This is a genomic window from Azospirillum sp. B510 (assembly GCF_000010725.1).
Classification (GTDB): Bacteria; Pseudomonadota; Alphaproteobacteria; order Azospirillales; family Azospirillaceae; genus Azospirillum; species Azospirillum lipoferum_B.
The window spans coordinates 1210791-1232010 of the sequence record NC_013855.1; the positions used below are offsets into that span (position 1 = coordinate 1210791).

The 21220-nt window shown below is 65.9% G+C and carries 20 protein-coding genes and 1 pseudogene; 7 read left to right on the plus strand and 14 right to left on the minus strand.

What is annotated here, in order from left to right; translation table 11 throughout:
• The gene (locus tag AZL_RS20310; protein WP_012976341.1) at positions 1-987 is read left to right on the plus strand and encodes an amidohydrolase family protein; all 987 of its coding nucleotides are present in this window, start codon (positions 1-3) and stop codon (positions 985-987) included.
• Positions 984-1904, plus strand: a complete 921-nt coding sequence (locus AZL_RS20315; RefSeq protein ID WP_012976342.1) for an SMP-30/gluconolactonase/LRE family protein — start codon at positions 984-986, stop codon at positions 1902-1904. The genes AZL_RS20310 and AZL_RS20315 overlap by 4 nt, the downstream gene beginning before the upstream one ends.
• Positions 1905-2003: 99 nt before the next feature.
• Here AZL_RS20315 and AZL_RS20320 read toward each other — a convergent pair whose 3' ends face one another.
• The 12 genes from AZL_RS20320 to AZL_RS20375 all read right to left on the minus strand — a co-directional run bounded on the left by AZL_RS20320 (position 2004) and on the right by AZL_RS20375 (position 14048).
• Positions 2004-2948: an amidohydrolase family protein gene (locus AZL_RS20320; RefSeq protein ID WP_012976343.1), complete on the minus strand. Its 945-nt coding sequence runs from the start codon at positions 2946-2948 to the stop codon at positions 2004-2006.
• A complete protein-coding gene (locus AZL_RS20325) occupies positions 2945-4267 on the minus strand; it encodes an MFS transporter (RefSeq protein ID WP_042444349.1) in 1323 nt (440 codons plus the stop codon). The genes AZL_RS20320 and AZL_RS20325 overlap by 4 nt, the downstream gene beginning before the upstream one ends.
• Positions 4268-4661: 394 nt before the next feature.
• A complete protein-coding gene (locus AZL_RS20330) occupies positions 4662-5759 on the minus strand; it encodes an ABC transporter ATP-binding protein (protein ID WP_012976345.1) in 1098 nt (365 codons plus the stop codon).
• A complete protein-coding gene (locus AZL_RS20335) occupies positions 5756-6553 on the minus strand; it encodes an ABC transporter permease (RefSeq protein WP_012976346.1) in 798 nt (265 codons plus the stop codon). The genes AZL_RS20330 and AZL_RS20335 overlap by 4 nt, the downstream gene beginning before the upstream one ends.
• A 1-nt stretch (position 6554) precedes the next feature.
• Positions 6555-7430, minus strand: coding sequence for an ABC transporter permease (locus AZL_RS20340; RefSeq protein ID WP_012976347.1), 876 nt, complete (start codon positions 7428-7430; stop codon positions 6555-6557).
• 136 nt (positions 7431-7566) lie between these two features.
• Positions 7567-8583: an ABC transporter substrate-binding protein gene (locus tag AZL_RS20345; protein WP_012976348.1), complete on the minus strand. Its 1017-nt coding sequence runs from the start codon at positions 8581-8583 to the stop codon at positions 7567-7569.
• Between the two features lie 75 nt (positions 8584-8658).
• Positions 8659-8973, minus strand: coding sequence for an NIPSNAP family protein (locus AZL_RS20350; RefSeq protein ID WP_012976349.1), 315 nt, complete (start codon positions 8971-8973; stop codon positions 8659-8661).
• 11 nt (positions 8974-8984) lie between these two features.
• The gene (locus AZL_RS20355; protein ID WP_012976350.1) at positions 8985-10472 is read right to left on the minus strand and encodes an aldehyde dehydrogenase; all 1488 of its coding nucleotides are present in this window, start codon (positions 10470-10472) and stop codon (positions 8985-8987) included.
• Positions 10473-10494: 22 nt separating this feature from the next.
• Positions 10495-11529 (minus strand): LLM class flavin-dependent oxidoreductase, encoded by a 1035-nt coding sequence (locus tag AZL_RS20360; RefSeq protein ID WP_012976351.1) that lies wholly within the window; start codon positions 11527-11529, stop codon positions 10495-10497.
• Positions 11530-11577: 48 nt separating this feature from the next.
• Entirely contained in the window at positions 11578-12537 is a 960-nt protein-coding gene (locus tag AZL_RS20365) for a flavin reductase family protein (RefSeq protein WP_042444352.1), read from the minus strand.
• 61 nt (positions 12538-12598) lie between these two features.
• On the minus strand, positions 12599-13402 hold the full coding sequence (locus AZL_RS20370; RefSeq protein WP_148219508.1) for an alpha/beta fold hydrolase: 804 nt from the start codon (positions 13400-13402) through the stop codon (positions 12599-12601).
• 58 nt (positions 13403-13460) lie between these two features.
• The gene (locus AZL_RS20375) at positions 13461-14048 is read right to left on the minus strand and encodes an amino acid synthesis family protein (protein WP_012976354.1); all 588 of its coding nucleotides are present in this window, start codon (positions 14046-14048) and stop codon (positions 13461-13463) included.
• A 329-nt stretch (positions 14049-14377) separates the two neighbouring features.
• Here AZL_RS20375 and AZL_RS20380 point away from each other — a divergent pair, with 329 nt between their 5' ends.
• Positions 14378-15109: a GntR family transcriptional regulator gene (locus AZL_RS20380; RefSeq protein ID WP_042444679.1), complete on the plus strand. Its 732-nt coding sequence runs from the start codon at positions 14378-14380 to the stop codon at positions 15107-15109.
• On the opposite strand, the pseudogene AZL_RS37675 reads toward AZL_RS20380, so the two are convergent.
• A pseudogene (locus AZL_RS37675) lies at positions 15106-15406 on the minus strand (IS3 family transposase); the annotation flags it as partial. The gene AZL_RS20380 and the pseudogene AZL_RS37675 sit on opposite strands and share 4 nt — an antisense overlap.
• A 260-nt stretch (positions 15407-15666) precedes the next feature.
• Positions 15667-16977 (minus strand): ammonium transporter, encoded by a 1311-nt coding sequence (locus tag AZL_RS20385; RefSeq protein ID WP_012976357.1) that lies wholly within the window; start codon positions 16975-16977, stop codon positions 15667-15669.
• 409 nt (positions 16978-17386) lie between these two features.
• Here AZL_RS20385 and AZL_RS20390 point away from each other — a divergent pair, with 409 nt between their 5' ends.
• The 4 genes from AZL_RS20390 (at position 17387) to AZL_RS20405 (ending at position 21202) form a co-directional block, all read left to right on the plus strand.
• A complete protein-coding gene (locus tag AZL_RS20390; RefSeq protein ID WP_012976358.1) occupies positions 17387-18049 on the plus strand; it encodes a helix-turn-helix domain-containing protein in 663 nt (220 codons plus the stop codon).
• Between the two features lie 212 nt (positions 18050-18261).
• Positions 18262-19161: a class II glutamine amidotransferase gene (locus tag AZL_RS20395; RefSeq protein ID WP_012976359.1), complete on the plus strand. Its 900-nt coding sequence runs from the start codon at positions 18262-18264 to the stop codon at positions 19159-19161.
• On the plus strand, positions 19158-19853 hold the full coding sequence (locus tag AZL_RS20400) for a protein glxC (RefSeq protein ID WP_012976360.1): 696 nt from the start codon (positions 19158-19160) through the stop codon (positions 19851-19853). Before AZL_RS20395 ends, AZL_RS20400 begins: the two co-directional genes overlap by 4 nt.
• Positions 19854-19870: 17 nt before the next feature.
• Positions 19871-21202: an FMN-binding glutamate synthase family protein gene (locus tag AZL_RS20405; RefSeq protein ID WP_012976361.1), complete on the plus strand. Its 1332-nt coding sequence runs from the start codon at positions 19871-19873 to the stop codon at positions 21200-21202.
• Positions 21203-21220: the final 18 nt, after the last annotated feature.

The following is a 21220-nucleotide window of genomic DNA, read 5'->3' on the forward strand; positions in this document are numbered from 1 at the left end:
ATGCCGCGACACGACAGGATGACGCGCCGGACACTGCTGGCCAGCGCCGCCGCGGCGGCGGCGCTCCCGGTGCTGCCCGCAATCGCGAAGGCCCAAGGCGCGACCCAGGGCGCGGCCCAGGGCGCGGCACAGTCCGAAGATGTCGTTCGCTGGTCCGCCGGTACGGCGCGACCGGCGGCGAAGGCGCCGGCCAATGCGACCGACTGCCATTTCCACACCTACGACTCCCGCTATCCGACCGCTCCCGGCGCGTCCCTCACCCCGCCCGACGCGCTGCCGGAGGATTACAAGGCGCTGCAACGACGCCTTGGGACGACGCGCGGCGTTCTGGTCACGCCGTCGACCTACGGCACCGACAACAGCCTGCAACTGGCATCCATGCAGGCGCTCGGACCCGACAATTTCCGGATGGTCGCCGTCGTCGCCGAGGATGTTGCGGATGCGGAGCTGAAACGGCTCGACGCGCTGGGGGTGCGCGGCGTGCGGTTCAACCTGCCCTTCCCCGGACCGCTGTCGGTGTCTTCGCTCGAAAAGCTTTCGCCCCGGCTCGCCGCGCTGGGATGGCATTGCGAGATCAACATGCGGCCGCAGCAACTGGCCGAGACGCGGGATCTGCTGATGGCCCTGCCGTCGCGCATCGTGATCGACCATCTGGGCGCGCTGCCGGCGGAGGGCCTGGGAAGCGGTTCCTATGCGATCATCCGCCGGCTGCTCGACAAGGGCAATACGTGGGTCAAGCTGTCCGGCGCCTATCTCACCAGCCGGTCGCCCTACACGCAAAGCGCGGCGATCACGGCGGCCTATGTCCGGGCCGCACCGGAACGGATGGTCTGGGGCAGCGACTGGCCCCACCCGACCCGCAAGCCCGACGACAAGCCGGACGATGCCGAGCTGTTCGATCTGATGGCGCATGCCATGCCGGACGAGGCTACACTGCACCGGATCCTGGTCGACAATCCCGCGGACCTCTACGGATTCCCGAAATGAGCTGGTTTGCCCCTCCCCGCCGCGTCGAGACCAGCGTGTTCACCCGGCTTCCGGATCGCTTCCGGCAGGCGCGGCGCACCGCCTGGGCCGATGGCAACCAAGGCGGCCGACAGATCGACAGCTTCCTCGAAGGGCCGTCCTTCGATCGCGCCGGCCGCCTCTATGTCACTGACATTCCCTATGGACGGGTGTTCCGCATCGATCCGGACGGCGAATGGACACAGGTGACCGAGTATGACGGTTGGCCGAACGGCCTGAAGATTCATGCCGACGGCCGGATCGTCATCACCGATTACAAGCGTGGGCTGATGCTGCTCGACCCGGACAGCGGGCGGGTGACGCCACTGCTGGAGACGGCGGCGACCGAAAGCTTCAAGGGCGTCAACGATCTCGTCTTCGCACGGTCGGGCGCGATCTACTTCACCGACCAGGGCCAGACCGGCATGCACGACCCGACCGGCCGGGTTTGGCGGCTGGGAACCGACGGGCGGCTGACCTGCCTCGTCGATACCATCCCCAGCCCGAACGGCATCGTCGTCGATGCCGACGAGACCTTCCTGCTGGTCGCGGTGACACGGGCCAACCAGGTCTGGCGCATTCCTTTGCCCGAAAGCGGCCTCATCACCAAGGTGGGCGTGTTCGTGAACCTGCATGGCGGGCCGGGCGGGCCGGATGGTCTGGCGCTGGACCGCGACGGCAATCTGCTGATCTGCCACACGGGGTTCGGCTCGGTCTGGCGCGTGTCGCCGGTTGCCGAGCCGCTCGACCGCATCGTGTCCTGTGCCGGGGTGGGAACCACCAACCTCGCCTTCGGCGGTGACGGAAACCGCAGCCTGTTCATCACCGAAAGCCGAACCGGCACGATCCTGCGCGCCGATCTCGAAACGCCGGGCCTGCCGATGTACTCCCACGCCTGACCCGCCGCGGCTTTCATGAAAAAGGAGTGACCATCGTGGTCACTCCTTTTTTGTTGGCAGCAAGAATGCCGGCGTCACGCCCGAAAGGCAGGCCGGCGATCAGGTGAAGCCGAAGAGGGTGGCCGGGTTCGCGACCAGAATCCGCTCGCGCGTCGCAGCATCCGGCGCCCAGCCCGTCAGCAGGTCGAACAGCACGGCGTCGTCCGGCTTTTCCTTTTCGGTCGGGTGGGGCCAGTCGCTTCCCCAGATGACCCGCTCGGGGGCCGCCTGCACATAGGCGCGGGCGAGCGCGCTGGTATCGGCATAGGCCGGCGGACCCAGTTTGGTGTCGGCATAGGGTTCGGACAGCTTGATCCAGCCGCGGCCTTTGCCGACGATGCGCAGGATTGCCTGTGCCCCCGGATGCGACAGGCCATCGGGCTGCGGAATGCGTCCGAGATGGTCGAACACCACCGGAACCGGCAAGCCGGTCAGCACGTCTTCGAAACGGGCGATCTGGTCGCCCGACATCAGAAGCTGGGCATGCCAGCCGAGAGGGGCGATACGGGCGGCGGTCTCGACCAGACGCTCCGGCGTGGTGACGCCCCAGCTTTGCGGGGTGAGGAAATTCACCCGCACGCCGCGCACGCCGAGATCGTTCATCCGCCGCAGTTCCGCATCCGTCGTGTTCTCGTCGATGACGACGATGCCGCGGGCTTCGCTTCCGAACTGTTCGAGCGCATCGAGCAGACAGCGGTTGTCGACGCCATAGGTCGACGGCTGCACGATCACATGGCGGGTGATCGACAGCTTCTTCTGCAACAACCGGTAGTCGGCGACCGTCGCCCCGGCCGGCCGGCCGCCGCGCCAGTGCGGCGACACCGGGAAGCGGGCATCATAGATGTGATGGTGGCTGTCGCAGGCGTTCGCCGGGGCCTTCAGGGCCGGCGGCTCGGTCCCAGCGGAGTTCGGAACGGTCTGGGCCAGAGCCGAGGAGCGGGTGGCGGCGAACGCGCAGGCTCCCCCTGCGACGCCGCCGACGATGAGAGTGCGCCGGGTGATCATGCCGCCTCCTTCGGGCTGGACTTGTCGCTGCCGGGATCGCCGAGAACGGCCATGACCGCCGCCCCGGTGAGAAGAATGGCGGACAGCACATAGAGCGGGGTCGAGAAGCTCATGGTCGCCTCGCGCAGGTAACCGATCATGTAGGGGCCGGCGAAACCGCCGAGATTGCCGATGGATACGATGAGGGCCAGACCGGCGGCAGCGGCCCGTCCGGTCAGGAAACTGGACGGGATCGCCCAATAGGTCGCCTGGAACGACAGAATGCAGACCACCGTCACGGTCAATGCCAGCATGGCCGGCAATGGCGCCGTGAAGGTCGCGCTGACCGACAGTGCCAGACCGGCCACCGCCAACGCGCCGCAGACGAACCACAGCCGGTGGTTCGACCGGTTGGCGAAACGCGCCCACAGCAGCATGCAGACGGCGCCGAGCGCATAGGGTGCGGCGGAGATGAAGCCGACCGCGACATAGCTGACGCCGAAGCCGCGCACGATCTGCGGCATCCAGAGCCCAACCCCGAGCGAGCCGCCGATGCCGCAGAAATTGACCAGGGCGAGCACGAAGACCTTCGGATTGGCGAAGGCGTCGCGCAGTTTGTTTCCATGGCGGGCCGCGAGAAGCGACTGCTCGGCCGCCAACTGCTCACCAAGCGCCCGCCGTTCCTGGTCCTCCAGCCATTTGGCGTCGGCTGGTCCGTTGGAAAGGACGAAAAGACAGGCGATTCCCAGCAGAACCGCGGGCAATCCTTCGATGATGAGCAGCCATTGCCATCCGGCAAGACCGCCGAAGCCATCCATCGTCAGCAAGGCGCCGGAGATCGGCGAACCGATCATGTTGGCGACAGGAATACCGACAAGAAAGGCCGCGGTCGCCTTCCCGCGCCAGGCGCCGGGAAACCAGTAAGTGAAATAGAGATAGACGCCCGGCGTGAAGCCCGCCTCCGCCATGCCGAGCAGCAGGCGCATCACCGAGAAGCTCACCGGCCCGGTGATGAGGCATGTCAGCGTGGACAGCAAGCCCCAGGTGATCATGATGCGGGCGATCCACAGGCGCGCCCCGACCCGCTGCATCATCAGGTTGCTGGGAATCTCGCAGAGGAAATATCCCAGAAAGAAAAGACCAGCTCCCCAGCCGAACTGCGACGGCGTCAGGCCGAGATCGCGGTTCATTTGCAGGGCGGCGAAGCCGACATTGATGCGATCGAGATAACTGACGACGTAGCAGACGAAAATGAACGGAATGATGCGCCGCATCACCCTCTTCATCGTCGGCTCGATGTCGATCGCCGGTGCCGTTGCGGCAGCGGACGCGCTTCCCATGCGCCTTCTCCCATCCTTGTTTTGTGTCATGACGCGACATTCGTTGAGGCGAACCATAGAGGTGGCCCGCGCATAATGCAACGTCGTTTCATTTTATGGGATTGGCGGCTTGTGGATTGGACAGGCGAAAGGAATGGGCGGAGAACATGATGAGCAACCCAGGTCCTACACCACGCTCAGGGGCACGATCTGGGCGCCCGCTTCCGAGCCGATTCACAGACGAGCGGCTGTTCGCCGCCAAAAAGACGTTGAACGACATAAAGGCCCGCCTGAAGGATCTCACCCGGCAGGCCCCCAGACCGCCGATCCGGCTAGACCGCTTGCCACCCAGCGGCAAATCCAAGACGCGGATTGATCTTGCCCCGGTTGGTTGGGGCAGGATCAATCCGGTTCTTCACGCCTGCGCCGCACTGTCGAACACATGCGCGTCCTCGGCCACCCAGTCGATGCGCGCCCGTCCGCCCACCGCCAGCCCCTCGGCGCCGGAGCGGCCGAAAGGGACGCGGATCGCCATGCTCTGCTTCCAGTCGGTCTCGACCGAGAAGTGAGTGTTGTCGCCGAGGAACGTGATGTCGCGGATGGTCACCGCCATGCCGGCATCGCCGCCATCGCCCGTGCAGGCACGGATGCGGACGCGCTCGGGCCGCAGCATCAGGGTGCCGGCAGCACCCGCCTTGACGCTGCCGTGGGAACGGACGCCGCCGACGATGGCGCCGTCGGGCAGAACGATCTGTGCGTGATGCCCGTCCACCCGGTCGATCCGGCAGGACAGGAAGTCGGAATTGCCGACGAAGCCGGCGACGAACTGGGTGGCCGGGTTCTGGTACAGTTCCGTGCTGGTGCCGATCTGGTCGATCCGCCCCTGACTGAACACGGCAATCCGGTCGGACAGGCGCAGCGATTCCTCCTGGTCATGGGTGACGTAGAGGATCGTCACGCCGGTTTCCTGGTGGATGCGCTTGATCTCGAACTGAATTTCCTCGCGCAGCTTCTTGTCCAGCGCCGACAGCGGTTCGTCCATCAGCAGCACCGGCGGATTGTAGACCAGCGCGCGGGCCAGCGCGACACGCTGCTGCTGACCGCCGGACAGCTGACTGGGCAGACGGTCCTGGACCTTTTCCAGCCGCGCCAGCCGGATCATCTCGGCAACCTTCGCCTGGACGTCGGCCGACGCCATCCGGCGGACCCGCAGCGGAAAGGCCACATTCTCCGCCACCGTCAGGTGCGGGAACAGGGTGTAGCGCTGAAAGACCATGCCGATGTTGCGCTTGTGCGAAGGCACGGACAGGATCGACCTCCCCTGAAGAAGAACGTCGCCCTCGGTCGGGTCGAGGAAGCCGGCGATGACATAGAGCGTCGTGCTCTTGCCGGAGCCCGACGGCCCCAGGAAGGTGATGAACTCGCCGCGCCCGACCGTCAGGTTCACGTCATGGACCGCGACCGTGCCGCCATAGGACTTCTTGATGTTGCGGATGTCGAGGAATGGCATCATTTCGTTCTCCCACGAAACCAGGCGGCGACCAGCATCAGCGCCAGCGTGAACAGAAGAAGCAGGGTCGAGGCCGCCGCGACCACCGGGGTCAGATCCTGGCGCAACGTTCCCCAGATGTGGACGGGCAGCGTCTGCAAGGTCGGGCTGGCCATGAAGATGGCGATCACCACCTCGTCCCACGAGGTGAGGAAGGCGAAGACGGCGGCGCCGAACAGGCCTTCGCGGATCGCCGGGATGGTGATGCGCAGCTTGGCCTCCCACGGGTTGGCCCCGCACAGGATGGCGGCATCCTCGATGGCCTTGTCGAAGCGTTCCAGCGCGTTGCAGATCGAGGTGATCGCCAGCGGCAGCGCGATGACCGTGTGGGCCAGGACGAAACCGACCAGCGTGCCGCCCAGACCGATGCGCAGGAAGAACGCGTAGAGCGCCACCGCCACCACGATCACCGGCATGATCATCGGCATCAGGAACATCGCCCGCACCGCCTCGCGTCCGGGAAAGCTGCCGCGCACCAGACCGAAGCTGGCCAGCAGGCCGAGCCCGACCGACAGGATCGTCACCAGAACCGCGCATTGCAGGCTGGTCAGGGTGGAGTCGATCCAGCGCGGATCGGCGAACAGCTCCTCGTACCAGCGCAGCGTCCAGGCCGGCGGCGGGAAGACCAGCCATTGCGAGGAGCCGAAGGACAGCGCGACCGTGAACAGGATCGGCAGCAGCAGGAAGGCGGCGACGCACAGGCCGATGCCGACCAGCACCCATTTCAGCCCGCCCAGCCGGTGGAAATCCAGCAACATGTCACGCCCTCCCCGCTTGTGCGCGTCGGAACAGCCGCAGTTGCAGCGCGTAGAGCGCCAGGGTCAGGACCAGAAGCGCGAAGGCCGCCGCTCCGCCCATGCCCCAGTTCAGCAGCGACTGGATCAGCTGGGCGATCAGTTCCGCCGCCATCATGTTCGACGTGCCGCCGAGCAGCGACGGCGTGACGAAATAGCCGAGCGACATCACGAAGGTCATCAGCCCGCCCGCTGCGATGCCCGGCAGCGACAGCGGCAGCAGCACGCGGCGGAAGGCGTCCAGCCGCCCGGCCCCGCACAGTGCCGCCGCGCGCAGCAGATCAGGCTCGATCCCGCGCATCGTCGTCACCAGCGGCAGGATGATGAAGGGCAGCATGATGTAGGTCATGCCGATGGTGACGCCGACCAGATTGTTAACCAGCGTCAGCGGCTCGTCGATGATGCCAAGCCCGATCAGCGTCTTGTTGATGACGCCGGTCCGCTGCAACAGCACCATCCAGGCATAGGTGCGGGCCAGCAGGTTGGTCCACATCGACAGGATGATGATCCCGAACAGCAGGTCGGCCCAGCGCCGGGGCAGAATGACCAGAAGCCAGGCGATGGGATAGCCGATCACGACCGTGATCGCCGTCACCACCGCAGATACCAGGAAGGTATTGAGGAAAACGCGGCCATAGGTCGCCGATTCCACCAGCTCGGCATAATTCTGCAACCCGAGCGCCGGCTCCGTGACGCTGCGCAACAGCAGGAGCAGAACCGGCAGGACGAACACCAGCAGCAGCAGGACGAGCGCCGGCAGGACGTGGGAGAAACCGCCGCCGCCGCGTCGTCGGCGCTGGGGAGGGCCGCCGCCACGTTCCACGATGGACACTGAGGTCATACCGAATTCCTCGTCTGGCCGAATACGCACCCTGACCGGCCGCATCCGGCCGGCTTGCATCCGGCGAGGGAACCGGAAAGCCGGGCGCGCCGGCTTCCAGTTCCCCCGTCCCTTTCCCCACGGTCGACGCGACGCATTATTTGCCTTGCCAGTCGTACCAGCGCTTGGCGATCTCATCGCGGTGTTCCGCCCAATAGGCCATGTCCAGATTGACCTGGCCCTGGGTGTGTTCGTCGGGCAGGGTCGCCCGCACATCGGGCTTCAGCAAATCCTTCGACCCGGTGTTGGTCGGCGCATAGCCGGTCAGCAGGGCGAAGTCGGCCTGGGCCTGGGCGCCAGTGGCGAAGGCGATGAACTTCATCGCGGCTTCCTTGTCGACCGTCCCCTTGGGCACGACCAGCGCGTCGGCCGCCGTCAGGTTCTGGTCCCACGAAATCCCGACATCGACGCCGGAGCGCCGGATGGCGTCGATGCGGCCGTTCCAGAACATGCCGATCGGCGCCTCGCCCGAAGCCAGCAGCTGCTGCGACTGCGCCCCGCCCGACCACCAGATGATCTGCGGCTTGATGGTGTCGAGCTTCTTGAAGGCGCGGTCGAGATCGAGCGGATAGAGCTTGTCGGGCGCCACGCCGTCGGCCAACAGCGCCAGTTCCAGCACGCCCGGCGCCGACCATTTGTAGAGGGTGCGCTTGCCGGGGAAGCCAGTCAGGTCGAACAGGTCGCTCCAGCTCTTGGGCGTCTTCTTCCTGAACTGGTCACGGTTGTAGCCCAGCGCGAAGGAGTAATAGAAACTGCCGACCGAATAGGGGGTGACGAACCGCGGGTCGAGCTTGCTCTTGTCGATGACGGAGAAATCCAGCGGCTCCAGCAACCCGTCCTTGCCCGCCTTGACGGCGAAGTCGTTCTCGACATCGACCACGGTCCAGGCCGGCTTGCCGCTCTCGACCATCGCCTTCAGCTTGCCATAGTCGGTCGGGCCGTCCTGCAACACGTTGATGCCGGACTGCTTGGCGAAGGGCTTGGCCCAGGCATCCTTCTGGGCATCCTGGGTAGTGCCGCCCCAGCTCGTGAACACCATGTCCTTGGCGAGCAGCGGTGTGGACCACAGAATGGCGGCGCCGAACAGAGCGCCCACGGACAAAAGCTTGCTCATTTCTTTTTCTCCCTGTTTTCGATGAGCGGTACCGGTGTTTCCGGCCGTTCAACCAGACTTTCGGACGCGTACGGGTCAACGAAGCGGCGAGAACGGCGCCGCCTTCAGTATCCTGTTCTCCATCTCCTCGATCAGCGCCTGGATCTTGGGCAGGAAGGTCTGCCAGGCCGGGTCGGCCGCCAGGGCAGCGCGCCGGGCCTCGCGGTCGTTGAGATCGGCATAGGCCCAGATGTGCACGATCTCGTTGAGTCGGCCGATTTCCGAGAAGAAATAGCCGACCAACGTGCCAAGATGGCCCCGCTGGATCGCGATCCCCTCTTCCTCGACCAGTTTCAGATAGGCCGGAACCGTCCCCGTCTTCAGCCGGTAGGTCCGCATCTCGTAGATCATCGCCGCCCTCCTCAGCGCATCACGAAGGGATCGGCGATCGGCTCGTCGGAGGTGCGGATCCACACCGACTTGGTGCGGGTGTAATCCAGCACCGCCTCCAGACCGCCCTCCCGACCCAGGCCGCTCAGTCCGTAGCCGCCGAACGGCACGATCGGCGACACGGCGCGGTAGGTGTTGACCCAGACCACGCCGGCCCGGATGCGCCGGATCATCCGGTGGGCGCGGGTCAGGTTGTTGGTGAAGACGCCGGACGCCAGACCGAACTCGCTGTCGTTGGCCTTGGCCACCGCGTCCTCCTCCCCATCAAAGGGAATGACGCTGAGAACCGGGCCGAACAGCTCCTCCCGCACGCAAGCGACGCTCTGGTCGGCGCAGGCCAGGATAGTCGGCTCATAGTAGAAGCCGTCGCCCGGGGCGCCATCCGGTCCGTCATGCCGCCGCCCGCCGGTGACCAGCCGGGCTCCGGCCTCCAGGCTGCGGGCCACCACGTCTTCGATATGCGCGATCTGCCGCGCGGTCGCCAGCGGCCCCATCTCGGTGACCGGATCCTGCGGGTTGCCGATGCGGATCTCCTTGGCCTTGCGCGTCAGGACCTCGAGCAGACGGCTGTGGACAGTGCGCTCCACCAGCAGGCGCGAGCCGGCGACGCAGCTCTGCCCGGAGGCGGCGAAGACGCCCGCCACCACGGCGTTCGCCGCGCTCTCCAGATTGGCGTCGCCGAAGACGATGACCGGCGACTTGCCGCCCAGTTCCAGGGTGGTGTAGGCGAGATTCGCCGCCGTGTTGCGCACCACGTGCCGGGCGGTGGCCGGCCCGCCGGTGAAGGCGACGCGCGAGACCAGCGGATGGCTGGTCAGCGTCCGGCCACACTCGTCGCCGAAGCCGGTGACGATGTTGACCACGCCCTTCGGAAAGCCGGCCCGCTCCACCAGCCGGGCGAATTCCAGCAACGGCGCCGGGCCATCCTCGGACGCCTTCAGCACCACCGTGCAACCGGCGGCCAGCGCCGGCCCCAGCTTCACGGCGGAGAGGAACAGCTGCGAATTCCACGGCACCACGGCGGCGACGACACCGATCGGCTCGCGGCGCAGGAAGGCCTCCATGTCGGCCTTGTCGACCGGCAGATACGCCCCCTCCACCTTGTCGGCAAGCCCGCCGTAATAGCGGTAATACTGGGCGACATAGCCGATCTGCGCGCTGGTTTCCCGGATGATCTTGCCGGTGTCGCGGGTCTCCAGCTCGGCGAGACGGCCGCTGTGTTCGGCCACCAGATCGCCCAGCCGGTTGAGAAGGGCGCCACGCGCCGACGCGGTCAGGCCGGCCCAGGCCGGATCGGTCAGGGCACGGTGGGCGGCGCGGACCGCGCGGTCGACCTCCGCCGCCGTCGCCGCCGGCATCACGGCCCAAGCGGATCCCGTGGACGGATCGATGCTGTCGAAGGTCGCCTCGCCCGGTTCGAACACGCCGTCGATATAGGCTTGGAAGCGCGGCAGCGGCATGATCTTTCCCCCACAGGTTGCCTTACGCAAAGGCGGGCATCACGTTGCGGATGAAGAGTTCCAGCGATTTCTTCTTCCGTTCATGGCTGATGCCGGCATCGATCCACATGCTGTATTGATCATAGCCCAGCGCCTTGTAACCGGACAGACGCGCGATCACTTCGTCGGGCTGGCCGATGACCAGCTTCTCCCGCATGTTCTGCGGCGAGTACATCGGCATCTCGGCCTTTTCCTCGGCGCTCAGCGGTTCGATGAAGCCCTGGCGGATCGGCCGCTGGTTCTTGAACCAGGCGCCGAACGCGCAATAGAAGTCGCTCAGATCGCGCGACAGCCGCTCGGTCTCCTCGGCGGAATCGGCGACGAAGGTGTGCTGCAACAGCATGATCTGCGGGCGCGGGATCTCCGGATGCGCCGCGCAGGCGGTGTTGAAGCGCTCCATCAGGCTGGCGACCTCGCCGTCGCCGGCGGCCAGCGGCGTGACCTGAACGTTGCAGCCGTTGGACACCGCGAAATCATGCGAATTGGGGTCTCGCGCCGCGATCCACAGCGGCGGATAGTTCTGCACCGGTCCGGGCGCCGAGGTGGTCGACGGGAAGGACCAGAATTCACCCTCATGGGCGTAATCGCCCTCCCACAGCTTGCGGACGGTGGGCACCATTTCGCGCAGGCGCTGGCCGGCGCCCCAGGCGTCCAGGCCCGGCATCAACCGCTCATATTCGAAGGAGTAGGCGCCGCGCGCGATGCCGACATCCAGCCGGCCTCCGGTAGCGATGTCGGCCAGCGCCGCCTCGCCGGCCAGCTTGATCGGATGCCAGAACGGCGCGATCACCGTGCCGGTCCCCAGCCGGATGCGGCTGGTCCTGGCGCCGAGATAGGCGATGTTGATGAAGGGGTTGGGCGCGATGGTGAACTGCATCCCGTGATGCTCGCCGATCCAGGCGGTCTCGAATCCCCCCTCCTCGGCGATCTGGACCAGTTCCGTCAGCTCGTCGAAGAGCTGGCTGTATGATTTGGCGGTGTCGTTCCGCTCCATATGAAGGAAGAGAGAGAATTTCATATCGGCTCTCGCTGTTCGGATGGTGTTTGGCGCGTTCTTCGGTCTCGGTCAGACGGCGCGCGACAGGGGTTGGACGGTTCCCGACACCTCGTCCCCGACATAGACGCCGAACTCGTCCTCGCGCCGTTCGGCGACATAGCGTTGCAACATGCTGCGCACCGCGTCGCCGGGAAGCTTCGCCCAGGGAATTTCGTCAAAGCCGACCAGCCGCGCGCCCGCCCCCTGCCCCGCCCCCTGCCCCGCCCCCTGCCCCATCGACGGCCCGTCCAGCAGCTTGCCGCGGTAATAGATCGACACCCGGCGGTCGTTGTCCTCGTCGAAGACGGCGAACAGGAAACTGAGATCGGCGGTGGCGCCCAGCCCCGCCAGCCGATGCAGCAGCCCGTCGGAACGGCCAGGCTTGCCCAGCGTCTCGGCGGTCGGCAAGGCGAAGCCGCCGTCAGCGGTCTCGACCAGCAGGATTTCACCGTCCCGTTCCAGGATCGCGCCCACCAGCGTTTGCCGGCCGCGCGTCTCCATCGCCTTCTGCTCCAGGCCGAAGGTGACATAGGCGCCCCGGCAATACCCCAGCGGGTTCACGGGGGCATGGCCGCAGCCGCGCACACGGCCGATCAGGATCACATGGTCGCCGGCATCCACAATCTGATGCATCGAGCAGTCGAGCCAGGCGGAGGTTCCGGCGAAGACCGGGTTCCCGGCCGGGCCGGGCCGCCAATCCACCGTCGCGAACCGGTCCTCGACCTTGGACGCGAAGGTCCGCGACACGTCGCGCTGGTCTTCCGCCAGGACATTGACGGCGTATCCCGCCGCGGCCTCGAACACCGGGCGGGTCGCGGCGGTCTTGGCGAGGCAGACCAGCACCAGCGGCGGGTCCAGCGACACGGAGGTGAAGGAGTTCGCGGTGAAACCACGCGGCTGGCCGCCGCCGTCGATGGTGGTGACGACTGTCACGCCGGTGGCGAAGGCGCCAAGCACGTTGCGCAGTTCGCGAACATCGATGCTGTCCATGGGCAGACTTTCCTCCTCTGGCGTGTTGGGCGCCTCGATGCATGTCGGGCTTCGCACGGGTTCATGGAACGGCGGCGTCGAGGAAGTCGCGCAGCACGGCGTTGACCCGGTCCGGCGACACCAGCGCCATCATGTGACGTTCGTCGGGCAGCGATATCGCGCGCCCGTCCGGCGTTTCAGCCGCCATGCGACGGGACATGGCCGGGGATGAATTCAGGTCGAGATCGCCCGTCAGGTAGAGGACGGGCATGGTCAGTGTGTTGAGCCGTCCGACATGAGCGCGGTCGCCCGACGCGAAAATGCGGTAAGCGCGGGCGTAGCCGACCGGATCGGCATTCTCCAGCCAATCCCGCACCATCTCCACCTTCGCGACCAGATCGGGGGCCGGAGTGTCGCCGAACCAGCGGCCGAGCGCCCGATCGGCGGCGCTGCGCGGACCGACCCGGTCGATCTCGGCGGCGCGGGCGAGCACGGCGACCCGCTGTTCGTCGGAGCGGTCATAGACGGCGTTCAGGGCGACCAGCCGGCGGACCCGCTTGGAATGGGCGACGGCGAAGCCAAGAGCCACCAGCGCGCCCATCGAATGGCCGACGATGTCGGCGGCATCGATGCCAAGATCATCGAGCAGCCGGGCCAGCTGGGCGACGAAGGAGTCCAGCCCGCCATCGGTGGCCTCCAGCCCGCTGGCGCCATGGCCCAGCATATCGTAGACAATGACCCGCCGGGTGCCGGCGAAGGCGGCGATCTGAGGTTCCCACACCTCCTTGCACAGGCCGACACCGTGAATGAAGACGAGCGGCGCTCTCTGCCCGCCCCCTTGCCCGCCCCCTTGCCCGATGTCACGGTAGGCGGTCACTCCAGCCATCGGGGAGTTCGCCGCCGGGGGGGCCGCCGTCCCGACGGCCTCCCTCTCCCAGACCGGGTCAGGCACTGGTGCCGCCGAGGTCCTTGAGATCCTGATAGCGATCGCCGATCCGGTGATGTGGACGGCCGCCGATGGATGCGCCCAGCGCCACCACCACCTCGTCGGGGGCGGGGGCGTCGAGGATCGAGAACTGTATGGTCAGGTAGTGCGAGCGCATCCCCTCGTCATGCTTGTGCATCAGCGGGATCACGACCGGGCAGTTCGCACCGCCCCGGGTGTTGGTGAAGCTGAGATAGCTCTTCGCCCCGACCGCGTTCCGATAGTGATTGCCAAAGCGCAGGGTGTGGATCAGGGCCGAGGCGTGTTCGATCTCACCAGACGTGCCGACGACCGCCGCCTTGCCGTAGCCTTCCACCACCTCGCCACCGCCGGCGGCCTTCAGAATCTCTGAGGTAAGGAGTTCGCCCAGCACCGGCGCCATCGCGTGGATTTCCGGCTTCAGATCTTCAACATACCCGCGACCGGCCCATGGGTTTTTCAGGACGGCCGCCGCTGCGATCAGCGTGAGGGGCTTCTCGGCCTTGCGTCCGCCTTCGATCAGCGTGTTTTCCACATAAAGGACGGTCTTTCGAACTTCCAAAACCATGTCGGTCTCCATGAAGGCCTAACGTCGCGCGTCGATCTTCGTCATCTCGTATTATGGTATACCATCATACTGGAGCGTGGTTCAAGCTGGATTCGCGAAGTGTCCAACCGCTGGAGTTTCAGGCACCCAAACTGAGATAGCGGAGGGATCGAAGCCCCAACGATCCAGCCAGAGGGCCCCCCTGCCTTCCAGCAGATCCTTGTAATTTGATATTATGGTATTATGGTATTCCGAAAAGCGACGGCTTCCCGACCGCCTCAGCCATTTTTTGAACGAGGCATGGATTCCGTGTTATGGCAGCGTGGCTGGACAGACGAGAGAACAACCCGATGAGCGATGCATCGCCGTCCCTTAAAGTTGACCGCGAGATCCGGACGCTGCGCACGCTAGCCCTTGAAAAGCTGCGGGACGCCATCGTCAGCATGCAATTCAAGCCGGGCGACCGCCTGGTCGAGCGCGCGCTGGTCGAGCAGTTGGGCGTCAGTCGGACCGTCGTCCGCGAGGTGCTGCGGCACCTCGAAACAGAGGGTCTGGTCGAGAATATTCCGCATCAGGGTCCGATGGTCGCCCGCCTGACGGAGTCGACCGCGCGGCAAATCTATGAACTGCGGTCAATTCTCGAAGGGGCGGCGGCCCGGGCCTGCTCCGAAAGCGCATCGGACCACGACTTCGTACGCCTTGACGCGGCCTTGCAGGACATCCGGCTAGGGTATGAACGGCACGATATCAAACAGATCCTCGACGCCACCACACGCTTTTACGAGATCATGTTCCTCAGCGGCGGGAAGGACGTCGCATGGGACATCGTGCAGACGCTGAACGCGCGCATAACCTATCTGCGGGCTATGACGATCAGTTCGACCGGCCGCAACAAGAACGGCCCTACGGAGTTGGAACGCATTCTCGCCGCCCTGCGAGCGCGGGATGCCGACCAGGCCGAGGCGACCTGCTTGGCACATGTCAAGGAAGCCGGAACAATCGCGCTTCAAGTGCTTCGCCAGGAAATTCCAATGGACAAAGCCATGACTGACCTTCCCCCGACGGAAAGGACACCGGGTTAAGCGGCTCGAAGCTCGGCCTGGTCCGGGGTGATGCAGCCGAGAACCAAGTGCAGTCTCTGGCGATTGTCATAGCCTTCGATGTAGGCGAACAGGTCCCTGCGAGCGGCGTCGCGCGTTGGATAGCGGGCGCCATGGACGAGTTCCGCTTTCAAACTGCCGAAGAAGCTTTCCATCGGGGCGTTGTAGCTGCGCCGCCCCTTCGGATTCCCCGCAGTTGCCTTTGCGGCTCCTCGATTGCACGACAGCGTTGTTCGTCAGTGCCTTGCGGTAGTCCCCAGCGGCGTATTGGCCGCTTCTTCGGTTGAAATCCGCAACCGCAGGTCATGATTCACCTGAAATTCGGCGCGCCTGCCCCCAAGCTCAACGAAACCTCATATCCCAAAGCCTGATCCGGCGAATATGGGCCGTGCCAAGTGAAACATCGGAGGCAGGCCGCCAGAAATATTATTTTGCAATTGGCTCAGCCTATCCCGGAATCCGAATGGTGCCTTGGATGAATTCCTACCCATCCGGGGATGTCCCCTCCGAAAATCGGAGGGGAATCGCCATTACTCCGTTCAGCTGTGCATGGTTTCGCCATGCAGGGCCAGATCCAGGCCGTCCACCTCGACGTCCTGATCGACCCGCAGCCCCATGACGATGTCGATGGCCTTCAGCGCCACGACCGTCACCACGGCGGTCCACAGCACGGTGACAACCACGCCTTCGATCTGAAGGCCGACCTGGGCGAAATTGCCGTCCAGCCAGCCGGACTTGCCCTCGCCGCCATAGGCGGCGCTGGCGAAAACGCCGGTCAGCACGGCGCCGAGGATGCCGCCGACGCCATGGACGCCGAACACGTCCAGCGCGTCATCGACCCCCATCAACTTCTTCAGCCCGGTGGCGCCCCAATAGCAGACCACACCGCCGGCCAGCCCCATGATCATCGCGCTGCCCGGGCTGACGAAGCCACAGGCCGGGGTGATGACGACCAGACCGGCGATGGCGCCGGACACCGCCCCCAGCAGGCTCGGCCGCCCTTTCACCATCCATTCGGCCGCCACCCACGACACCGTCGCGGCGGCGGCGATCTGGGTGTTGATCAGGGCGAGACCGGCCAGCGGCCCGGCGGTCAGCGCCGACCCGGCGTTGAAACCGAACCAGCCGACCCACAGCAGCGAACCGCCGATCATGGTCAGCACCAGATTGTGCGGCGCCATCGGCTCCGCCCCCGCGCCCCGGCGACGGCCGACGACCATGGCGGCGACCAGCCCCGCGACGCCGGAGTTGATGTGCACCACCGTGCCGCCGGCGAAGTCGAGCACGCCCGCATTCATCAGGAAACCGCCCGGCCCCCACACCATATGCGCCACCGGCACATAGGCCAGCAGCATCCAGATGGCGAGGAACACCATCGCCGAGGAGAATTTCATCCGGTCGGCCGGGCCGCCCATGATGATCATCGGGGTGATGATGGCGAAGGTGCATTGGAACATGGCGAAGACCAGCTCCGGGATGGTCCCCGACAGGCCGTCCACCTTGATGCCGGCGAGCATCAGCTTGCCGACGCCGCCGATGACCGGGTTGCCCTCTGTGAAGGTCAGGCTGTAGCCGGCGGCCACCCAGAGGACGGTCAGCAAGGCGGCGCTGAAGAAGCTCTGCATCAGCATCGACAGCACATTCTTCTTGCGCACCATGCCACCATAGAACAGGGCGAGCCCCGGCACGAACATCATCAGCACGAACATCGACGCGGTGATCATCCACGCCGTGTCAGCCCCGCTGAGTTCCGGAACGGATGGCGCCGCCTGGGCGAAGGCGGTTGAGGTGGTGGCCGCCCAGGCACAGGCGGCACCGAGTGAAAGCGCTGAACGACGCGGGAGTCCCATCAACAACCCTCCTTGCTTTACGATTGGATTTTGCGGCTGGATTCCGCGATTGGGGCACGCGACCGGATGGACTGGCGAGGCTGGACGATACGCGGCGGCCCTTCGAAGTCGGCCGCCATAACTTTTCGTGTCAGGAAATATTTTTTATGCAGGATGCGTGCCGCCTACCAGTTCGGCGGAAAATCCCGCAGGCGGGTGGAGCATCGGGACGGTGAATTGCTTAAATTTCGATCAGTTTGCACAGTCTGATGATCTTGCGCGCAAAATGGCCGCAACCCGGAAGGCCGACACCTGCGGCGAAATCCGCAACTCCGCGAAATTCTCCATGTCGCCGCCGGGGAGCTGGTAAGATCACCGCCCGTCATCACCAGAGGCGGACCCAAAGGCGGACATCGAGGAATCGCCGACCGTGAAGAGCACAGACAAGCATCCCCCGGCGACGGAGGAGCAGCCCGCGGAAGAATACGTCACCGGCTCCAGCGCGCCCGGCGCCGCGTCCCGGACGCTGGAACAGGCGCTCGGCGTACAGATCCGCTCGCTGCGCCGGCATCTCGACCTGACCGTCGCCGATCTGGCCGCCGCCGCCGGCATCTCCACCGGCATGCTGTCCAAGATCGAGAACGGCCAGATTTCACCGTCGCTCGCCTCGCTCCAGGCCCTGGCCGGCGCCCTGAACGTACCGATCACCGCCCTGTTCGCGTCGTTCGAGGAGAAGCGCGGCTGTTCCTATGTCCGCGCCGGCCAGGGGGTGGGCATCGAACGGCGCGGCACCAAGAGCGGGCATCAATATGAACTGCTCGGCCATTCCCTGGGTGGCGACATCGGGGTCGAGCCGTTCCTGATCACCCTGCGCGAGGGAGCGGCCCCCTTCACCGCCTTCCAGCATGCCGGGGTCGAGTATCTCTATATGCTGTCGGGCGAGTTGCTGTATCGCCACGGCGACCGCAGCTATGAGATGCGTCCGGGGGATTCGATGATGTTCGACAGCGGCGCCCCGCATGGACCGGAAAAGCTGATCTCGCTGCCGGCAGTCTATCTGTCGATCATCATCTATCCGCGCGAGGAACGCTGAACGCCCAGCGGACGGGTGGATTTTCGCGAAGCCCGCTCCTTCAGGGGAGCGGGTTTTTTCATGCCCGCCCGCTGTTGGCCCGCGCTTTGCGGTGGAGGCGGAACGGCCGCGCAGAAGTTTCCTATTACGAAAATATATTTCTTACAAGTTGACGACGCAGAAAGATCGGAGGTATAGAAGAGACACACAGACTTTGAACCCCGGAGCCCCATATGTGCGGCATCGTCGGATTGTTCATCAAAAATCCGAAAATAGAATCAGATCTTGGACATATGCTGTCCAGCATGCTCGAAGTCATGACTGGGCGGGGACCGGACAGCGCCGGTTTTTCTATCTATGGTCATGGCGATGACTCCAGCGTGAAGGTTTCCATTCGTGGAAATGAAGACACCGACTTTGCCGCCATTGCTTCCAGCCTCGCCTCCGACGCTGGACAAACCATCCCTCTGACGATCCGCTCCAGCCACGCCATCCTGGCGGTTCCGGTGGCGCGCGAGGCGGCTGTGCGCGCGGCGCTGGCGGCAAAGCATCCGGACATCGCGGTGGTCGGGTCGGGCCAGCGGATGGAGATCTACAAGGAGGTCGGGCTGCCCGCCGACGTGGCGCGCCGCTTCGGTCTTGCCGGCATGGCCGGCACCCACGCCATCGGCCACACCCGCATGGCGACGGAATCGGCGGTGACCACGGCCGGCGCTCATCCCTTCTCGACCGGCGTCGATCAGTGCCTCGTCCACAACGGCTCGCTGTCGAACCATAACGTTCTGCGCCGGACGCTGGCCCGCGACGGCATCCGCTTCACCACCGACAACGACAGCGAGGTGGCTGCCGGCTATCTCACTTGGCGGATGCGGCAGGGAGAGACGCTGAAGGAGGCGCTGACCAGCTCGCTCGACGCGCTGGACGGTTTCTACACCTTCGTGGTCGGCACCGAATCCGGCTTCGCCGTGCTGCGCGATCCCATCGCCTGCAAGCCGGCGGTGATGGCGGAAACCGACGACTATGTCGCCTTCGGTTCCGAATACCGCGCGCTGGCCGACCTTCCCGGCATCGCCAAAGCCAAGGTCTGGGAGCCCAAACCCGCCACCGTCTATTCCTGGGAGCGCCCGGCATGACCACGACGGCCCGCAGCTTCGACCTCGCCACCGCCGCGGTGCGCGACCTGAACCAGGCCCTGCACGGCCTTGACCACGACACGCGGGAGCGGCTGTGGCGGGTGCTGAACCCCGGCGGCGAGCACGCCATCGCGGTTGGGCTGAACGCTCCGGTCACCGTCGAGATCGACGGACATGTCGGCTATTACTGCGCCGGCATGAACAAGAGCGCGACCGTGCTGATCAACGGCAACGCCGGCGTCGGCGTCGGCGAGAACATGATGTCGGGCGTCGTCCATGTCCGCGGCGACGCCAGCCAGGCGGCGGGCGCCACCGCCCATGGCGGCCTGCTGGTGGTGGACGGCAACGCCTCGGCCCGCTGCGGCATCTCGATGAAGGGCGTCGACATCGTGGTGAAGGGCTCCATCGGCCATATGGCCGCCTTCATGGGGCAGGCCGGCACCCTGACCGTGCTGGGCGACGCCGGCGAGGCGCTGGGCGACTCGCTGTATGAGGCGCGGCTGTTCATCCGCGGCTCGGTCGCCAGCCTCGGCGCCGACTGCGTCGAGAAGGAGATGCGCGACGAGCACAAGGCGCTGCTGCACGCCCGGCTGGAGGCCGCCGGCTTGGCCGGGGAGGTCGATGTGTCGGAGTTCCGCCGCTACGGCTCGGCCCGCAGCCTCTATCACTTCCACGTCGACAACGTCTACTGACCGGGGAAGCGCCCACCATGGACCAGACCAACATCCCGCGCACCCTGCCCCGCAAGTCGGCGACCTTCGACGACTACACCCTGTCGGAGATCCGGCGCGCGGCGGCCACCGGCCTCTACGACATCCGCGGCGCCGGCACCAAGCGCAAGCTGCCGCATCTGGACGATCTGCTGTTTCTCGGCGCCTCGATCAGCCGCTACCCGCTGGAAGGCTACCGCGAGAAGTGCGGCACCGATGTCGTCCTCGGCTCGCGCTTCGCCAGAAAGCCGATCGAGATCAAGATCCCGATCACCATCGCCGGCATGAGCTTCGGCTCGCTGTCGGCCCAGGCGAAGGAGGCGCTGGGGCGCGGCGCCTCGGCGATGGGCACCAGCACCACCACCGGCGACGGCGGCATGACGCCGGAGGAGCGCGGCCATTCCTCCAAGCTGGTCTACCAGTATCTTCCTTCCCGCTATGGCATGAATCCCGACGACCTGCGCAAGGCCGACGCCATCGAGGTGGTGGTGGGCCAGGGCGCCAAGCCGGGCGGCGGCGGCATGCTGCTGGGCCAGAAGATCTCGGCCCGCGTCGCCGGCATGCGCACCCTGCCGGAAGGCATCGACCAGCGCTCCGCCTGCCGCCATCCAGACTGGACCGGCCCGGACGATCTTGAGATCAAGATCCAGGAGCTGCGCGAGATCACCGACTGGGAAAAGCCGATCTATGTGAAGGTCGGCGCGGCGCGGCCCTATTACGACACCGCGCTGGCGGTGAAGGCCGGCGCCGACGTGGTGGTGCTGGACGGCATGCAGGGCGGCACGGCGGCGACGCAGGAGGTCTTCATCGAGCATGTCGGCATCCCGCTGCTCGCCGCCATCCGCCCGGCGGTGCAGGCGTTGCAGGATCTGGGCATGCACCGCAAGGTCCAGCTGATCGTGTCCGGCGGCATCCGCAACGGCGCCGACGTGGCGAAATGCCTGGCTTTGGGCGCCGATGCGGTGTCGATCGGCACCGCCGCGCTGGTGGCGCTGGGCGACAACGACCCGGCGCTGGCGGCGGAATACGCCGAACTCGGCACGGTTCCCGGCGCCTATGACGACTGGCAGGACGGGCGTGACCCGGCCGGCATCACCACCCAGGACCCGGCGCTGGCCGCCCGCCTCGACCCGGTGAAGGCCGGGCGCCGGCTCGCCAACTATCTATCGGTGATGGCGCTGGAGGCGCAGACCATCGCGCGGGCCTGTGGCAAGAGCCACGTTCACAATCTGGAACCCGAGGATCTGGTCTCCCTGACCATCGAGGCCGCCGCCATGGCGAAGGTTCCGCTGGCCGGCACCGACTGGATCCCCGGCCGCAGCACCTACTGAGCGTCTATGCCCGACACG

Excerpts from the sequence above, each read along its gene's own strand:
- AZL_RS20345 (WP_012976348.1), bottom strand. The coding sequence starts at position 8,583 with ATGAGCAAGCTTTTGTCCGTGGGCGCTCTGTTCGGCGCCGCCATTCTG.
- AZL_RS20405 (WP_012976361.1), top strand. The coding sequence starts at position 19,871 with ATGGACCAGACCAACATCCCGCGCACCCTGCCCCGCAAGTCGGCGACC.
- AZL_RS20385 (WP_012976357.1), bottom strand. The coding sequence starts at position 16,977 with ATGGGACTCCCGCGTCGTTCAGCGCTTTCACTCGGTGCCGCCTGTGCC.
- AZL_RS20400 (WP_012976360.1), top strand. The coding sequence starts at position 19,158 with ATGACCACGACGGCCCGCAGCTTCGACCTCGCCACCGCCGCGGTGCGC.
- AZL_RS20335 (WP_012976346.1), bottom strand. The coding sequence starts at position 6,553 with ATGTTGCTGGATTTCCACCGGCTGGGCGGGCTGAAATGGGTGCTGGTC.
- AZL_RS20310 (WP_012976341.1), top strand. The coding sequence starts at position 1 with ATGCCGCGACACGACAGGATGACGCGCCGGACACTGCTGGCCAGCGCC.
- AZL_RS20330 (WP_012976345.1), bottom strand. The coding sequence starts at position 5,759 with ATGATGCCATTCCTCGACATCCGCAACATCAAGAAGTCCTATGGCGGC.
- AZL_RS20380 (WP_042444679.1), top strand. The coding sequence starts at position 14,378 with ATGAGCGATGCATCGCCGTCCCTTAAAGTTGACCGCGAGATCCGGACG.
- AZL_RS20355 (WP_012976350.1), bottom strand. The coding sequence starts at position 10,472 with ATGCCGCTGCCGCGCTTCCAAGCCTATATCGACGGCGTGTTCGAACCG.
- AZL_RS20350 (WP_012976349.1), bottom strand. The coding sequence starts at position 8,973 with ATGATCTACGAGATGCGGACCTACCGGCTGAAGACGGGGACGGTTCCG.
- AZL_RS20370 (WP_148219508.1), bottom strand. The coding sequence starts at position 13,402 with ATGGCTGGAGTGACCGCCTACCGTGACATCGGGCAAGGGGGCGGGCAA.
- AZL_RS20360 (WP_012976351.1), bottom strand. The coding sequence starts at position 11,529 with ATGAAATTCTCTCTCTTCCTTCATATGGAGCGGAACGACACCGCCAAA.
- AZL_RS20365 (WP_042444352.1), bottom strand. The coding sequence starts at position 12,537 with ATGGACAGCATCGATGTTCGCGAACTGCGCAACGTGCTTGGCGCCTTC.
- AZL_RS20320 (WP_012976343.1), bottom strand. The coding sequence starts at position 2,948 with ATGATCACCCGGCGCACTCTCATCGTCGGCGGCGTCGCAGGGGGAGCC.
- AZL_RS20375 (WP_012976354.1), bottom strand. The coding sequence starts at position 14,048 with ATGGTTTTGGAAGTTCGAAAGACCGTCCTTTATGTGGAAAACACGCTG.
- AZL_RS20325 (WP_042444349.1), bottom strand. The coding sequence starts at position 4,267 with ATGGGAAGCGCGTCCGCTGCCGCAACGGCACCGGCGATCGACATCGAG.
- AZL_RS20315 (WP_012976342.1), top strand. The coding sequence starts at position 984 with ATGAGCTGGTTTGCCCCTCCCCGCCGCGTCGAGACCAGCGTGTTCACC.
- AZL_RS20340 (WP_012976347.1), bottom strand. The coding sequence starts at position 7,430 with ATGACCTCAGTGTCCATCGTGGAACGTGGCGGCGGCCCTCCCCAGCGC.
- AZL_RS20395 (WP_012976359.1), top strand. The coding sequence starts at position 18,262 with ATGTGCGGCATCGTCGGATTGTTCATCAAAAATCCGAAAATAGAATCA.